Source organism: Bartonella saheliensis, assembly GCF_902162175.1.
The window spans coordinates 1-16917 of record NZ_LR607195.1; the positions used below are offsets into that span (position 1 = coordinate 1).

The following is a 16917-nucleotide window of genomic DNA, read 5'->3' on the forward strand; positions in this document are numbered from 1 at the left end:
CCAACTATCAAACCGTAGAAACAACAGATTCAACAGCGCTCTTTAAAGCAGAAGCATTAGCACCAGTCATTGGCTCTTTTTCAGGTCTTGGCGGCTTGTTGGCAGGCAATGGTCCAGTGCAATGGGCGCTCGCCACCATTATGGTTTTAGCAGCAGGTGCTGGTCTTTTCTTTGTTGCCAAACGTTTTCAGGAGCACCGCCTATGATGTTATGGATAAAAAAAAATCTGCTGTTAACAGGTGCGGCACTAGCCGCTTTTTTTATGGCTTTAGCCAAAGCTTTTACCCTTGGCAAAAGGAGTGAACAGCAAAAACAAACAGAAAAAACGCTAAAGGCAGCAACAACACGGCTTGAGGTGGAAAATGAAGTTGATCAAAAAAGTGATGCTGATGTGCGTAGTGAGCTCTCTCGTTGGTTGCGGAACAAATAAATATGTCTCTTGTGTTGGTTGGTTACCCATTTATTTAAGCCAGCAAGATTTGCATGTCATCAGTTTGGGCTTAGCAAGAGAGATCTTAAAGCATAACAAACAAGGCGAACGCTTGTGTGGATGGAAACATGACCAGAAAAAAAACTGAAAAACACACAGAGCTTACGGAAGCAGAAAAAGCCATGCTTCAAGAAATAATTATTGCCTACCAAAGTGTGAAAATGATGTCGCGTCTCATGAAATGGATAGTCTTTTTTATTTTTTTATTTATCCTCGATTTTGCCCGCCTCATGGATGCTATAGATAATGTCTTTGCCCATATGAAACAGTGGTTTGCAAAACATTGATGAGCGACCACTTGATTAAAAACCAATAGGTTGTTAACATTATTATTCTTGGAGTTGCGTTCTTGTATAAAAGCTTTTTATGAGAAAATAACGATTCATAGGGGGGAAGATGTTAAAATATTCGTTGCTATTTCCTATTATATTAACAGCTGGTTGCGTGTCTGTAAGTCATTATTCAACAAATGATGTTGATCGAAATCTTACAAAGGCTCAGGCGAAATTAATTGCCCGCGATTTTGTGCGCAATCTCAAAACTGCTTTACCACCAGCGACAACGACACTGATTATAAACAGAAACAGCACAGAAGACAATTTTACTCCTTTATTTATCCATTTGTTGCGGCAAAAGGGGTATGAGGTGATCTATACAGATCAACCCCGAAAGCAGCAAAATACAGCTGTAAATTTAACTTATAGAATAACGCCAATGGGGAAAGGTATCATGTCTGTTGTTTCTTACGATTTGGCTGGAGCAATACATTATTACATACGTACCTATAAGAGATAATGCCTTTATTACCAATGTGTGAAACAGGAAGAGACAATGGAGAAATATTGGGATTGAACGAATGGGTAAAAACTTGCATATTCAGCCCACAATGACCACTCATCTAGGTTGCATTTTCAATTTATGCTGAAAAAAATCTCATTTTTTCTTTTATGAATCTTTGATTTTTCTCGCCTAATGGATGCAATAGACAATGTCTTTGTACATTTCAAACAGTGGTTTTCAAAGCAATTTCCTTTAAAGAATAAAGACCGCCTCTTGCCTCACACTTTATCAGATATTTTCATGGGACCACATTCCTCACGCAAAACAGAACGCCATTGTGTGGCCAATTCACACGCTTGTTAAAAACATCTCCTAACGCACCCAAATCCATTTGCGCCGGTCCATTTTGCACAAGTCTATTGTGCACAAGTCTATTGTGCACAAGCCCATTTTGCACAAGTTCATTGTACAACGGCACCCATGCAGAGTATAGCGTAAAATCCATTGACCATCACCATCTTGACATTTGTGAAGGGGCAAATCAATCCATGATATCTGCCAGCCCCCCATCTTATCGGCAGCTTTGGCATTCTGTATCTCTGTTGTTTCCTTGATGAAAAAATTACATGGGAATTTTACAACAGGATTTATTCTCTAACGTTGTACGGTGATGAGAGTAATGCGGCCAGATGTTCTTTCATGGGGCATGTCATGGGAGGGAGCCCTCGTGTAAAAACGATAGCCCTCATGCAAAAGTGCCATGAAAAAGGCTGCAAAATAGCACCCTGCTGCCAATTCACACGCTTGTTAAAAAACATCTCCTAACGCACCCAAATCCATTTGCGCCGGTCCATTTTGCACAAGCCCATTGTGCACAAATTCATTGTGCACAAATTCATTGTGCAACGGCACCCATGCAGAGTATAGCGTAAAATCCATTGACCATCACCATCTTGACATTTGTGAAGGGGCAAGCCGGTATCATTATACTCTTCTGCCAATGCCCAATATGCGACGACTCTCAGCACCTAAGAGCGTTCTGTGGCATCTGAGAGCGTTCATGAAATGGCATTTTTACTGCTTTCTTCTATAGTTTTATCCCCAAGCCCCTCCTGCTTGTAGTGTGCAAGCAAATGGTTTTGATTGCTTTAACATGGAAGAGATTTGAAAGAACAGAATGTTAGGATATTTGGCACTTTTATTTCATATGCCAATAATATACCAAACGATAAATGATCATGAACAAATGAATATATTATCTCATATATAAGCGATCAAAAAGAAAAACCCTGCTAAAGGCAGGGTTTTTAGCAATTCAATGTTACAATAAATTAGAATTTATAAGCAATACCAACGCGGAAATCATTTGTATCATAGCGAATTTCAAGCTTATCTTCTCCAAATTTCTTTTTACCAAAATCGGAATAGCGATATTCTGTACGCAGGATAACATTATCTGTCATTGCAAAATCAAGACCAACGCCAATTGTATAACCAATCATTGTTTTTGTTTCATCAAATACATCGCCAGAAGCAAATACGACAGATTGATCTTCTTGTGATTTTGACAAAAGTGATACGATAGGTTGCATTTGTGCATAAGCAACACCGCCCGCGACATAGGGCATAATGCGATCAGAAGCAAAACCCATACGGACGCGTGTAGCACCAGCCCATTTTTCTTTCAAAGTAACACTGCTTACCACAAAATCACCATAATTAGGTATGGTTTCATCCGGCGCGGCAGGTTTTACAACACGAATTCCAGCTTCTTGAAAGATTGCGTTAATAGAATTGAGTTCCTCATCATTGAGGATCTCTCTTTCCTCACCTGTTTTGGTATCTTTTTTATCAGCCCACATAAAGTCTGTATCAGCACCAAGAACAACGCCGTTGCCAAGATCGATATTAGAACCTAAATATGCCCCTCCCATAAACCCTGATGGTTTAGGTGATAATTTTTTATCAACCCAAGCCCATTTTCCAGTTGCGACATCTTCAAAATAATTAAAGGTGCTTTTGCTTGAAAAACCGCCACCCTGTCCTCCAAAATAAAAGCCAGTCCAAGAAAAAGGAGGAGCAACAATGACCGGAGAAATATTAGATTTTACAACATTTGATTTTTCAATATTTGATTTTACTTCTGGAAAAATTACGGTATCAGCTGCTTTTACACTAAATGTCGCCATTAAAGTGGCTACGGATATTGATATTAAACGTTTTACTTTCATATAAACCCCTAAGTTTATTCAATATGGAAAATACATTATACACATAATAAATAAAAAAATCTATATATGCACAAAAATAAAATACTATACAAATTTTATGCTACAAATAGTTTAAAATTTTCTTAAGCGCACAGCTGATGTCATAAATCGCAATAAATGCATGACACATGATTAAACAAACTGTTCTAACTTACGCCCTTCATCTCTTTTTGCTTAAAAAAAATGCTCTTAACCACCCTATGAATGCTTTTTTCATTCATTGGACAAGGATTTGATTTATAAGGACAATTCCTCATTTCCATAAACGCTCTCAGAGGCCACAGAACGCCCTCAGAAGCCAAGTGTTATCGCAATATGAGGCGCTGGCAGAAGAGTATAATGCTACCGGTGTCCCCTCACAAATGTAAAGATGGTAGTGCTCAATGGATTTTACGCTATACTCTTCATGGGTGTCGCTACAAAATGTGTTTTCACAAAATAGATTTGGGTACATTAAGAGATGTTTTAACAAGCCTGTGAATTCACAGCGGGGTGCTGTTTTGCAGTTTACATATGAATTAATCGTTTTGCATACGAAATAAGAATTGCGAATATTCTAATATTTATTGTTTATAATCTCTTCTATGATTGAAACAATCAAAATCATTTGCTTTCACACTACAAGCAGGAGTGACGTAGGAAGAAAAACTATAGAAGAAAGCCGTCAAAATGCCACTCCATAAATGCTCTTAGATGCCACAGAACGCCCTCAGAGGCCAAGTGCTATCGCACTATTAGGGGCTGGCAGAAGAGTGTAATGCTACCGACTTGCCCTTCACAAATGGAAAGATGGTGGTGCTCAATGGATTTTACGCTATACTCTTCATGGACGTCGCTACAAAATGGGCTTGCGCAAAATAGATTTTGGTACATTAAGAGATGTTTTCACAAGCCTGTGCATTCACAGCAGGGTGCTGTTTTGCAGTATTTCACAGTACTTTTGCATGAGAGCTGTCGTTTTTACACGAGGGCTCCTCCCCCATGACAGACTCCATGAAAGCCCCCTGCCCGCATTCCTATTATCATCACATAAAGCCACTGAAAAAAAATCTGTTATAAAGTTCCCACACAATATTTGCATCAAGGAAGCAACAAAGAGTGAATGACTATGCTCCTCTCAAGATCTCAGAGACAAAGAGCATATTGTCCCAGTACAGTATAACAGTATATGGGTATTCAACTGTAGAAGATGAAATTCCAACGATTGTTATGGGATACATTTGTTTACGACAAAAACAAAAGCAAGAACAAGCCAGATAGGTATCACCAGAGGAAAATCACATTGTCCTTTTCTCTATAAAGAGAGTGGAGAGCCCTGTCCTGAAGAAGCAATATTTATGGGACAATAGCTTTAAGGCAATGACAGATTATTCACGAGAAATAAGGAGCAATGCCTATAAAATGGTATGGTTGTGATAAGCCATAGTCGAATTTCATCAGATGTTTTCCTAAAAACAAATTTTTACAAAGAGGACAGATAATCTATCGTGCTTTCTTGTTTTCCCCATCCCCTTTTGCAGCACCTTTTGTATTGCGCTTTTGATGCATTTCTCAGCTATAGAAATCGTATAGGTAAGGAAATGAAAATAATATGTTACCTGTGATAAGAAGATAAACACCGATATCATCAAATGATACTGTATGGAATCTATAGAGTGGTGCGGGTGGTCGGACTCGAACCGACACTCCTCTCGGAACCAGATTTTGAGTCTGGCGCGTCTACCAGTTCCACCACACCCGCACGCTGTCATAAAGGACAGACTTGCCCATTATTCTTCTGCACTATATGAAGAAGCACAGATTCGTCAACAGCAGATTTTTTGTTTTTGCAGAATTCGTGTCATTTTTATCTCATAAGTTATAAAAGGATATTTTTTTCAGGGAATATTTTAAAATCTTTGTTTCACCGCCTTAACGCCTCATTCGTAAAGTTTTTACCTATTAGGCTTATGAAAGCCCTCATGATATTAAACAGATTAAAGCTCTGGACTATTTCTTTAGCAAACCGGCGCACAGCGCCGCATTGGCTTGGTTTCATTGCCTTTATTGAGAGTTCTGTTTTTCCAATTCCGGTAGATGTTTTGTATATACCGCTGGCAGTTGTTCACCCCAAGCGTGCTTATCGCTATGCTTTTATTGCGACGGTATGTTCTGTTTTGGGAGGCATTGCTGGTTGGTTTATTGGGCATTTTGCCTATGACACCCTTGCCAAACCGATTTTAGAATTTTACGGTAAAGTTGAAAGTTTTGAAGGACTTAAGAACAGTGCAACGCTGCAATTTCTGGTTATTTTATTGATCACATCAGGTTTTTTTCACCTACCTCCTATCAAGATTGTGACGATTTTGGCGGGTGTCATGGGTGTGCATATTGGACTTTTTATTCTGACCTGTATTTTTGCTAGAGGAGCTCGTTTTTATCTTCTTGCTTGGCTTATTCAGCGTTTTGGGCAACGCGCCATGAATTTTCTTTACCGCCATTTCAAATGGATTGTCTTGATTGGTTGTGTTAGTGTCCTAACTGTTGGAATCTTTATAGCTTTTGTAAACAAGCCGTTTTTACTTTAAGGAACATGCTCTATGACCAGCATTTTTTCTTTTCAATCCTTTTTACACAAGCACCTTTATCTTGAACCCAGCCGCAAAGAGCAAAGTTTATGGGCTTTTTTCCTAGCTTTTTGCCTCTCAAGTACAATCGGTCTTGCCCTTGGTTTTGAACATATTGGTGGCTATCTTCCTTGTGATTTATGCCTTATTGAGCGTTTTCCTTATTATAGTGCCATACCCTTTTTGCTTTTAGCAGGTTTTGGAGCATGGTTTTTTCGCATTTCTTCTTGGATACAACTTTTATTTTTCTGTGTTTTTGTTTTAATGTCCATCAGCTTTGTCTTAGCGGTATATCATGCGGGTGTTGAATATGGTTTTTGGCCAGCGCCCTCCAGCTGTGGTTTAAGTGCCATGAGCAGAATAAGAGACGTCACGAATCTGTTTAACCAATTAAACACCATCCACCCCCCTTCTTGTTCTGAAGCCCCCATGCGCTTTCTTTTTCTCTCATTTGCCGGCTGGAATGTGATTGCCAGCTTCTTTTATATGCTTGCTAGTTTTTATATTGCTTCACAAGGGCTGTTGAGTTCTAAAAAATAACACCAAAGAGCATGGAGCATTCTCTCCAACCCTCCTCTAAAGCACAATAGTCCTCCACAAACCTTATCATACGACTAATCCCAACATCCGCACTCCTTCTCCTTTCAACCTAAAAAGAGAAAAAGAGCATTTTATGATTTTACCTCCTATTTACTGGTATATTTTGACAAAAGCCAACGATGGAAAAACCGCCAATCAACAAGAATGATCAGCCATAACGGCAGATCAGAATACCTCCTCTGCTCCAGCCTCCTCACTCAAGAGATATGCCATCAAAGCACCACATGCAAAAGCCTAGCTTGTCATCCTACTTCCTCATCCCCCATCATCACAGCAAGCACCTACAAAGTAATTATCTTTTGAAGCATAGAGACACACTCCCTCACACTGCAACTTATCCCATACTTTAGATAAGAACACAGCACCCCCTCCTTGTGATATGCAAGCAAATGATTTGAATTAACTCAATATAAGAGGTTTTGAAGTGAGAGAATCATACTGAATTTGGGGGTCTCATTCAAGATATAAGGCAAGTGGCAAGACGATAAGTTACCCTTCATAAAGCTTCAATTTTCATACCGGCTCAAACAATTTGATAGGATGCTTTCTCTTATTTATGCACCCCCACCAGCAATCAGCTGCCCTGCAATCACAGCACAAAAAATAATTTGTTACACGCTAACAAATCCACCCAAATACAAAAGCTGTAACAAGGCTCAATGCTTATCAAGATCATAGCATGAGTGTACCGGTCTACACTTTCACAAGCGCCAAGAAGCTGGTCTCAATGACTCCATCTGAATCTCTCTTGCACACAAACCCTTTGCTGTGCGCTTGCTGTTGCTCTTTACTCTGTTGTTTTTCCATCCAGCCCTCTCCTCTAAAGCACAGCAGTCCTCCCGCGAACCTTGCCCTCTTACTCCCCCAACACCAGCATACCTCCCCCTCAACTGCCTGTGATCATTTCAATATAATAAACAGACAAGACACAGCTCTTTAACCAATTGAATATCCCCTTCTTCGGATTAAGCCGCTATGCATTTTTTTATTTTCTGACTTAAATGTGGTTGTCAGCCCCTCCTTGATATACTTGCTTTTATATTGCGGCAAAAAGCGCCTCTCAGGTTCTAAAAAATATCAACAATCACATGTTGTCTCCCAAACCCAACAGCGACAAAAACTTCCCCACAGCATACCCATACTCTTAAATCTGCCTCCACGCCTCATAATCTCCAAGAGCCAACACGCATCTCCCTCATCCCCCTCTCACCTCCATTTCTCCTCATTTATGACCACAATATTTATGACCACAATTCCTTGGTAAAATTACTAATATTTCTCGTTTCGGCATTTTGCTGGCATTGTTTCATACAATCATATTTTTCTTGCGGGCAATCATATTTTTCTTGCTGGCTTATTGTGTTTTTGTCTCTAAGCAAATTTTATTTTCTTCTTACTGCAACCTTTACACATCTGTGCTGTTCTTTTCAGGCCACTGCCTTTTTACAATTTTTTAATTTTAGATTGACTTTGCTCTTTTTTCTTTTATATTTTTAGAATTATTCTAAAGTGCAAAGGAACAGAAAATGTTGAGATCGTTTTTTTCATTTGTACAACGTAAAGCTCTGTCCTTTCGTTCAGCACAACAAGTGGCGCTTCGAGCACTCAAAGCCAAAGAACGCCATGCTGCTCTTTATTTAAAATATGCCAAAGCTTTAGAGCCTTATTCATCAAAGCAAGCAGCAGTTTTTGCGGCAATGGGCATACGAGAGCTTGAAAATTATAAGGAGCTTTTGTGCCTTTCTTGTAGCAATCGTGCGGGAACGATAGATTCACCGTGTCATCATCCTGCTCTTGTAACGGCGAAGAAGCATCATAAAAGCTCCCACACCAAAACGGTGAGTCAAAACTCCAAAAAGCCATCAAAAACGCACAGACAGCTTCTTTTGACGTGGATTCAACCTGGTCTTGCTGGTCTCATGGATGGGTCCGTCTCCACTCTTGCACCAATTTTTGCTGCCGCTTTTGCAACAGGGGATACGCATCAAACCTTTTTGATAGGGTTGTCTGCTTCGGTTGGAGCAGGTCTTTCCATGGGTTTTACAGAAGCAGCCCATGATGATGGGAAATTATCTGGTCGTGGTTCTCCGCTTAAAAGGGGCCTTGCCAGCGGCATTATGACAATGCTAGGAGGATTAGGGCACACACTCCCTTATTTGATCAACTCTTTTTATATGGCGACAGTGATTGCCTTTATCATTGTGTTTTTCGAGCTATGGGCTATTGTTTGGGTGCAAAATAAATTCATGTCGACTCCTTTTTGGCGTGCATCTTTACAGGTTATTATTGGTGGTGCTCTCGTTTTTGCCACGGGTATTCTTATTGGTAGTATTTAAAACCAAACACTATGAGAAAGAAGCATTTCCTATACAAAACAAGCAGAGAAAGCTGTTATCCCCAGAGAGCTTTCGCTGCTTGTTTCAAAAGCGATCTTTTGTTAGAGTTGTGTTTATTTTGTATATTTTGGAGATGCTTTTACCATGCCCTATACGCACCTGAACAACCAAAAGAGCCCCTCTTCATCGAATGCATCCCCTCATCTCAGCCAAAAAGTAACCTTATCAATCGAGCGCCTTGAGCATGGACAAGGCTTAGAGCTCCCACACTATGCCACAGCAGGTTCTGCTGGTCTTGATCTACGTGCCGCTCTTGGTGAAGAAGAAACATGCACACTTGCACCTGGAGAGCGCGCCCTTATTCCAACGGGTCTTATTTTTCACTTATCTCCTGGGTTTGAAGCACAAATACGTCCACGTTCAGGCTTAGCCTTAAAACACGGCATCACATGTCTCAACACGCCCGGAACCATTGACAGTGATTACCGTGGTGAAGTTAAAGTTCTGCTCATCAATTGTGGACAAGAAGACTTTACCATTGAAAGAGGCATGCGCATTGCCCAAACGGTCATTGCACCGGTTCTCCAAGTCAATGTCCGTGCCCTTGAAAGAAATGAACTTGAAGAAAATGAAAAAGAAAACAACAACACGAGCAGCAGAGGCACAGGGGGTTTTGGTTCCACAGGGCACGACTAAACAGCACAGTGCTTGAGAAAAAACGCACATTCTTGCAACAAGACAGTACAGTGATCCCATGGAGGGTATTTTCACGGAGTCCTCTGCGCTTAAAACCAAAGGCATTCATACTCTAGAGAAGCTTCATGCTCTCCCATACAGAAACACAGAAACACCAAAAACATTGAATGCAATGAACCGGTAGGGCAATTCTGCGCACCAATTGCAAAAAGAAGATGACCATTGCACGGGGCATGCGCATTGCCCAAACGGTCATTGCACCGGTTCTTCAAGCCAATGTCCGTGCCCTTGAAAGAAATGAACTTGAAGAAAATGAAAAAGAAAACAACAACACGAGCAGCAGAGGCACAGGGGGTTTTGGTTCCACAGGGCACGACTAAACAGCACAGTGCTTGAGAAAAAACGCACATTCTTGCAACAAGACAGTACAGTGATCCCATGGAGGGTATTTTCACGGAGTCCTCTGCGCTTAAAACCAAAGGCATTCATACTCTAGAGAAGCTTCATGCTCTCCCATACAGAAACACAGAAACACCAAAAACATTGAATGCAATGAACCGGTAGGGCAATTCTGCGCACCAATTGCAAAAAGAAGATGACCATTGCACGGGGCATGCGCATTGCCCAAACGGTCATTGCACCGGTTCTTCAAGTCAATGTCCGTGCCCTTGAAAGAAATGAACTTGAAGAAAATGACAAGAAAAAAGTAAGATAGGAGGCCGAGATATAGATGGGATTTGCTTTGCCAAGAAATCTCTACTGACAGTTTTTACTCTAGAGGATCAACTGTTCCCATTACAGCAGGATTGGTGTTTCCCCCATTGCTTATGGGCGACGCAACGACACCTTTTGTAACGTTTACTGCTGTATCCTCTGCCACCCCTGGAGTATTTACGATTGCATCACTTGCGGCCTCTTTTGCCATAACACTGGAAGATTTTTGCAATCCCATCAGTCCAACTTTGGTATATCCAGCAGTGCGTATGTGATTCAGTAAATCCACCACAGCGCCGTAATCGATTTCACTATCCGCTTTGATCAAAATCTTTGTTTCTCGATTTTGCTTTGTTTCCTTTAACAAGGATTCCACAAAGGTTGTTTGGCTGACAAGATGCTCGCCAACATAAAGAGCATGATCTTTTTGCAAAGTTATATAAAGAGGCTCATCCGGTTGCACTGCGAGAGGTGCTTGCGTTATAGAAGGGAGTTGAACGGGAATCACCGATGTTGCCAAAGGGGCAGCCACCATAAAAACAATAAGCAGCACCAGCACAACATCAATAAAAGGGGTTACATTGATTTCACTGTGTAACCCACTCTCATCACAATCCCAATGATCATTAAAATCTGCTTTCATTTTTTATGACTTTTCTGTTGCCTACGCCTATCGAGTTCACGGCTTAAGAGTCTTTCGAGTGCGGCAGCGATATCGCCTAAATCATTGCGATAACCACTCACAGCACGCATCAAGCTATTATACATCACAACAGCGGGAATCGCTACAAAAAGCCCGATAGCTGTTGCCAACAAAGCTTCGGCGATTCCAGGAGCCACCACATCAAGCCTTGTTGTTTGAGACTGAGCAATACCGATAAAAGCATTCATGATTCCCCAAACGGTAGCAAACAACCCCACAAAAGGAGCAATAGCGCCAATAGTTGCAAGAACAGCGCTGCCATATGCAACACGCCGCACAGCAGCCAGCAAGCAGCGTGATAAAAGCGAATGGACCCTTTCCTTGACGCCCTCATTCATATCGCGCATATCGCGTGCAATCTCGTCATACTGATTAAGCTCCTCATAGAAGAGAGGATGTTCACCAAAAAGAGCTTGTGTTTCCTGTTGTCTTCCCCGTTGCATCTCTTGTCTTGCTGTATTTTTTTCATAGGAGGCTGCGCTGGTTCCCTCGCTACCAACAAAATGGACCTGTTGTGTAGAAAGATACACTTCTTTAAGAACCTCCTTAAGAAAGAGGACACCAGCTCCTTTGCTTTCTTTCAAGCTAGCAGCCAAACGTGTAAGGGTCTGAGCATTGAGAGCCAATTGAAGTTCATGGCGCACTCTCCGTTTTGCCACAGTAATCTCAACGATTTTAACAAAAGCAATTGTCCAAGATGCAAGAGAAGCAAGTAATAAAACAACGATAACAGCTTTTACAACAAAATCAGCTGCCATAAACATAGCAAAAGGAGAAAGATCATGAGTTGCCAATACAGCAGACGCATTTTCTAAGGGTACTGTCTCAGATTCCATTTTCATCTCACACGGTTGTGGTTGTCATTTTTTGATCGTACAGCTGTGTCACCATCCCCCGTAGCATCACTTATCCCACAACGCTCCGTCCCTGTTCACGTCACTCTGTATTTGTCTTAAAAAATAAAACTTGATAAATCAAGTATAGTTTTATTTCACAACACGCCTCTTTCAAGAGGGCCTTTTCAAGAATTTTTCCTCTAGCAAGTTTAAAGCAATTTATCGGACAAAGCAATTTATTGGTAAGAATGATTTGAATAGCAAATGATATATTACATTCACGCTTTCTGTATAACAATACTCTCTCTAAAGAGCACAGAAACACTCTATCGCAAAGAACATTACTCTTTTTCACTTTAATATTTTTTCTTCAAACCGCGCAAAAATCTTACCCTGCACAGCACAAGAAAAACAAAAGAGCAGATAACAACAGCAAACCAAGTCGCCATAGCGACCACTCTCATACAAGATAAAGAACAACATTGGGCGCTAGAGCATTTACCGTTTTGCAGCTTCATAAAGGTAAAGATTGGTGATGCCCAATAGATCTTCTCCCTTTCACGAGGAGGTTTCACACCATTCACAAACACCATTATAAAATGGTCGAATATTTTTTTAAACAAGCATGTGGTTTCACAACAGGATAGTATTTATTTTGGAACATTTTTGCACAAAGAGCCTTCTACCCCATTAAAAGAACTCCTGCCCACCCTTGATGCATTACCTCCCAAGTCTCACGGAACAAATTCTGCTGTAAAGTTCCCCTTCACTTTTTCATTAAGGAAACAAGAAAAATAGAGCCCATGCAAACGCTCCCGATAGCATTGGAACCTAGCAAGCATCATAATGGTGTAAGTTTTCTTACAGAAGCATAAAAACAACGATCAAAAGCATAAAGACCGTGATCTTTTATAGATTTTTCGTCATAGCATTCATGAACACCCTCGTTTTTCTCCTCACTCCTCCAAGGACAAAGTTTCTAAATCCTCCCAGTCTGTAAACAAACCAGCTTCTCTCAGTTCATTCCTGCCACTCACCATTTGTATGGTTTGCTGAACAATAAGTCTTGATAAGCAAGCCCACCCATTGAGATGGCATGACACACTTTAGAGGTACTGAAAGTGTAAATCTTCTCTGCCTTATAGCACAACATCTCAAAGGAGGCTCTTTGACAGCATACCAGGATCATTCAACAAGATTTCCAAACAGATTCCTAAATAGATTTCCAAACAGATTCCCGAAAAGATTTATGATGTCTAAAAACATTTTAAGTTTGGCCAAGAGAGGGAACCAAAAAAAAACTTTAGCGTTACCACAGCAGTGAAAGTTTTTACTCCAAAGCAAATGATCACTATGAACACACACAATATCAAATACTGATTCATGATAAATCAAGAGAGGGATCAAGCATCATGGCAAATCATAAAGCAACAAAAGACAATAAGACGGCCGCAGAAAAAGATCTACAAGGACAGTTAGAGAAGTTACGTGGTGAAATTTCAGGGATAACTTCGACTCTGACAGATCTTGGTGCGAGCAAATTGAATGCCGCAAAAAATAAAGCTGAAAAGCTTTATAACTCGGCAAAAGAAAACAGTGAAGATATTATGTCGCAAGCGAAAGAAAAGATTGGCGAACTTGAACAAACCATGAATCATCATGTTCGTAACAATCCTGGCAAAAGCGTTTTGTTTGCAGCGGGTATTGGTTTTATTCTTTCTCAACTATTGCGTCGTTAAGCAATGCATAAGTTTATCGCTCCTCTTTTAAATCACCTAGTTGGTGGAGGTCTGAAAAGCACCGTTAAGCAAGTACGCCTTCAAGCCATTTGCTATGGATTTATTGGCATTTCATTGTTTATATCGCTGCTTTTTTTATGTATCGTTGGTTTTATTGCCTTATGTTTGGTGATGAAGCCTCTTACAGCAGCCAGCACGATGTTTTTCATTTGGCTTTTTCTTGCCGGTATAGGTATTTTCATTTTCCGCATTCTCAAAGCTTATCAAAGCTATGATCAACAAAAGAAGTCTGAAGAGAGACGCCATCAACTTATGACGGATGCCACACTTTCCAGCCTTGCACTTTTAAGCAAAAATTTGCCTTTTGCTAAATTGAGTGCTCCCGTGCTTGGTCTTGCAACTTATTTTCTGTGGAAAAAAGGTAAAAAAGACCACTTTTCAAATTAGGATATGCAATTGTGCAATTCTAACCCCCGCGGTGTTTTCTCTCAAAAGAGAGAAAACACCCTTTTTATGCCATATTGTATCATAATGAATTCTTAAGGGGTCATCTTTAGCTTTCGAGCAGTAAGGAACAAGCCCACATCATTTTTCTCGTGCGCTGTAAGACGATTGCTTGTATTATTGCATGCATGATAAAATCATGAAAATATTTGCAAGGTCACGGTTCAGTAATCCGAGCTCTCTGACTATTTTTCAAGGGCACCAATCATCAATAGCCTGATTGCTTCTCCTCCCTTTATCCCTCCATTTCCTTATCCTCAATGTAACAAAACATCTGGCGACCACATACCTCCTCGCCCAACAACATCTTCAAGAAATATTTCCTCAAAAGATCTTATAAAGCTGTTTGTTAAAAGCATTCCATCATGCGCATAACCAGTTCGGTTCTAAAAGCACAGATTATTCACCCCACCTTTTGCTAAAAAAACAACTACAGTCTTTTGCAGATTTTATAAAAGCACTCTCGATTCCTCAAAAACATATCTGCTTATGAAAGACCATCATGATGGGTGATCACATCCATCATCTCTGCCACAGCAGCATCGAGAACCTCTAGAGCATCACCTTCGGCCATAATGCGAATAACCGGTTCTGTTCCAGAAGCACGGATCACCAATCGTGCTGCTTTTCCCAAACGCTGTGCAGTCTGATTTATTGCTGTTTTGACCGGATTTTCTTTTAACACATTTTTGTTTTTAATCGTTACATTTTTCAAAATTTGTGGCACAGGTTCAAAACGTTTACACAATTGACTCATAGGGCTTTGACTTTCCTGCATACAAGCTAACACTTGCAAAGCAGCCACCAACCCATCACCGGTTGTGCCAAAATCACTCAATATAATATGCCCAGAAGCTTCACCACCAATATTATATCCCTTTTGACGCATTGTTTCGACCACATAACGGTCTCCAACATTTGTTCGCACGAGCTCCAAGCCTTTGCACTTTAAAAAGCGCTCTAGTCCAAGATTTGACATAATGGTTGTCACCACACCATTACCCTGTAACCGTCCGGTTTTATGCCAATTTTCAGCAATCACCGCAATCAACTGATCCCCATCAATGGTTTGCGCTTTTTCATCCACCAAGAGAACACGATCTCCATCACCATCAAGAGCAATCCCCACATCGGCACGTACTTCATGCACTTTCTGTTTTAAAGACGTTAAATCGGTTGACCCGCATTTTTGATTAATATTGGTACCATTTGGAGTATCGTGAATGGCAAACACCTCGGCTCCCAGTTCCCACAAAGCACGTGGAGCAGCTTTATAAGCCGCACCATTGGCGCAATCTACAACGATGCGCAAAGAATCCAATCGCACATCACGTGGCAAAGTTCGTTTAGCATATTCGATATAACGATAAATATCGCCCTCAACCCGTTTTGCATAACCAATTTCAGAACAACTTGCTAAGGATTTTGAAAGATCTGTATCGATTAACTGTTCAATTTTTTCTTCCATTTCATCGGACAGTTTAAAACCATCAGGACCAAAAAGCTTAATTCCATTATCATAGAAGGGATTATGAGAAGCAGAAATCATCACCCCAAGATCAGCACGCAGAGAGCGACAAAGCATAGCGACAGCAGGTGTTGGCACAGGTCCCAGCAAAAAAGCTTCCATTCCCGCAGCTGTAAATCCTGAAACCAGAGCATTTTCTAACATATAGCCAGATAATCTTGTATCCTTCCCAATCACCACCCGACGTGATTGGCGTTGTGAGCGAAACAAAACCCCCACGGCCATCCCCACTTTCATGGCAAAATCTGGTGTCATAGGAAAAGCATTGGCTTTCCCTCGAATTCCATCTGTACCAAAATATTTTTGTGCCATCCCTACTTCCTTTATACACACTCTTTTCTTTTGCTATTCTACGAGGGCAAAAACTCTGCGAGAATAAATTTCCTCATGGGATAAGATCCTTCGCCCCTCTTCATTCTCAAAGCCTCGCACAACCAAGCCGCCCCAATCCATCACCCAAAGCAAAACTCTATAAAAACTATACCAAAATTCCTAACGATGTCTTCCCGCTCTATCAGCCAATCCTATGATCACGCATGAAAAAAATGAATATTTTTCGTCGAATTCCATCTCTAGCAAAATATTTTGCGCTATCCCTACTTCTTTACACACACTCTTCTTGTGCCATCTTGTGCGGACAGAATTTCCGCTACAGCAACATCTCTTATGCGATAAGGAAGACATTTGCCCCTCTTCATTCTCAAAGCCTCGCACAACCAAGCCGCCCAATCCATTATCCAAAGCAAAACTCTATAAAAACTATACCAAAATTCCTCATGATGTCTTTCCGCTCTATCAGCCAATCCTATGATCACGCATGAAAAAAACGTTTTTTTCGTCGAATTCCATCTCTAGCAAAATATTTTGCGCTATCCCTACTTCTTTACACACACTCTTCTTGTGCCATCTTGTGCGGACAGAATTTCCGCTACAGCAACATCTCTTATGCGATAAGGAAGACATTTGCCCCTCTTCATTCTCAAAGCCTCGCACAACCAAGCCGCCCAATCCATCACCCAAAGCAAAACTCTACAACAAGCACACCAGTTCTATCAATGATGCTTCTATGTTGCACATAGCAAGCAGTATCATCCCCGCATGTTTTACACATGTAC

The 16917-nt window shown here is 40.8% G+C and carries 15 protein-coding genes, 1 tRNA gene and 1 pseudogene; 11 read left to right on the plus strand and 6 right to left on the minus strand.

Going from position 1 to position 16917, the window contains the following annotated elements; genetic code table 11:
* The 4 genes and pseudogenes from FS875_RS00005 to FS875_RS00025 form a co-directional block, all read left to right on the plus strand.
* Positions 1-206 (plus strand): annotated as a pseudogene (locus tag FS875_RS00005) (lysozyme); the annotation flags it as partial.
* The gene (locus FS875_RS00010) at positions 203-430 is read left to right on the plus strand and encodes a hypothetical protein (RefSeq protein WP_144751262.1); all 228 of its coding nucleotides are present in this window, start codon (positions 203-205) and stop codon (positions 428-430) included. The pseudogene FS875_RS00005 and the gene FS875_RS00010, both read left to right, overlap by 4 nt.
* Before the next feature lie 128 nt (positions 431-558).
* Positions 559-777 carry a hypothetical protein gene (locus tag FS875_RS00020; RefSeq protein ID WP_144751269.1) on the plus strand — a complete coding sequence of 73 codons (219 nt, stop codon included), beginning with the start codon at positions 559-561 and terminating at the stop codon, positions 775-777.
* Between the two features lie 109 nt (positions 778-886).
* Positions 887-1285, plus strand: coding sequence for a hypothetical protein (locus FS875_RS00025; RefSeq protein WP_144751272.1), 399 nt, complete (start codon positions 887-889; stop codon positions 1283-1285).
* Between the two features lie 792 nt (positions 1286-2077).
* Here the strand turns inward: FS875_RS00025 and FS875_RS10760 are convergent.
* The 3 genes from FS875_RS10760 to FS875_RS00050 all read right to left on the minus strand — a co-directional run bounded on the left by FS875_RS10760 (position 2078) and on the right by FS875_RS00050 (position 5281).
* A complete protein-coding gene (locus FS875_RS10760; RefSeq protein WP_281282233.1) occupies positions 2078-2209 on the minus strand; it encodes a hypothetical protein in 132 nt (43 codons plus the stop codon).
* A 392-nt stretch (positions 2210-2601) separates the two neighbouring features.
* Entirely contained in the window at positions 2602-3501 is a 900-nt protein-coding gene (locus FS875_RS00040) for an outer membrane protein (RefSeq protein ID WP_144751281.1), read from the minus strand.
* A 1695-nt stretch (positions 3502-5196) separates the two neighbouring features.
* Positions 5197-5281, minus strand: a tRNA-Leu gene (locus FS875_RS00050).
* Positions 5282-5501: 220 nt separating this feature from the next.
* Between FS875_RS00050 and FS875_RS00055 the strand changes: the two genes are divergently transcribed.
* The 5 genes from FS875_RS00055 to FS875_RS00075 all read left to right on the plus strand — a co-directional run bounded on the left by FS875_RS00055 (position 5502) and on the right by FS875_RS00075 (position 10158).
* Positions 5502-6107, plus strand: coding sequence for a YqaA family protein (locus FS875_RS00055; protein WP_144751284.1), 606 nt, complete (start codon positions 5502-5504; stop codon positions 6105-6107).
* Between the two features lie 12 nt (positions 6108-6119).
* The gene (locus FS875_RS00060) at positions 6120-6686 is read left to right on the plus strand and encodes a disulfide bond formation protein B (RefSeq protein ID WP_144751287.1); all 567 of its coding nucleotides are present in this window, start codon (positions 6120-6122) and stop codon (positions 6684-6686) included.
* Between the two features lie 1586 nt (positions 6687-8272).
* Positions 8273-9082, plus strand: coding sequence for a VIT1/CCC1 transporter family protein (locus tag FS875_RS00065; protein WP_144751290.1), 810 nt, complete (start codon positions 8273-8275; stop codon positions 9080-9082).
* Positions 9083-9226: 144 nt separating this feature from the next.
* A complete protein-coding gene (gene dut / locus FS875_RS00070; RefSeq protein WP_144751293.1) occupies positions 9227-9778 on the plus strand; it encodes a dUTP diphosphatase in 552 nt (183 codons plus the stop codon).
* 215 nt (positions 9779-9993) lie between these two features.
* Positions 9994-10158, plus strand: a complete 165-nt coding sequence (locus tag FS875_RS00075; protein ID WP_144751296.1) for a dCTP deaminase/dUTPase family protein — start codon at positions 9994-9996, stop codon at positions 10156-10158.
* A gap of 389 nt (positions 10159-10547) precedes the next feature.
* On the opposite strand, the gene FS875_RS00080 is transcribed toward FS875_RS00075, so the two are convergent.
* Both FS875_RS00080 and FS875_RS00085 read right to left on the minus strand, forming a co-directional pair.
* Positions 10548-11135, minus strand: coding sequence for a biopolymer transporter ExbD (locus FS875_RS00080; RefSeq protein ID WP_144751299.1), 588 nt, complete (start codon positions 11133-11135; stop codon positions 10548-10550).
* Positions 11132-12031 (minus strand): MotA/TolQ/ExbB proton channel family protein, encoded by a 900-nt coding sequence (locus tag FS875_RS00085; RefSeq protein ID WP_144751302.1) that lies wholly within the window; start codon positions 12029-12031, stop codon positions 11132-11134. The genes FS875_RS00080 and FS875_RS00085 overlap by 4 nt, the downstream gene beginning before the upstream one ends.
* Before the next feature lie 1412 nt (positions 12032-13443).
* Here FS875_RS00085 and FS875_RS00090 point away from each other — a divergent pair.
* Together FS875_RS00090 and FS875_RS00095 are read left to right on the plus strand one after the other, a co-directional pair.
* A complete protein-coding gene (locus FS875_RS00090) occupies positions 13444-13770 on the plus strand; it encodes an ElaB/YgaM/YqjD family protein (protein ID WP_144751305.1) in 327 nt (108 codons plus the stop codon).
* A 3-nt stretch (positions 13771-13773) separates the two neighbouring features.
* Complete coding sequence (locus FS875_RS00095; protein ID WP_144751308.1) at positions 13774-14217, plus strand: hypothetical protein; 444 nt, start codon at positions 13774-13776, stop codon at positions 14215-14217.
* 544 nt (positions 14218-14761) lie between these two features.
* On the opposite strand, the gene glmM is transcribed toward FS875_RS00095, so the two are convergent.
* Positions 14762-16114, minus strand: coding sequence for a phosphoglucosamine mutase (gene glmM / locus FS875_RS00100; RefSeq protein ID WP_144751311.1), 1353 nt, complete (start codon positions 16112-16114; stop codon positions 14762-14764).
* Between the last annotated feature and the right edge of the window lie 803 nt (positions 16115-16917).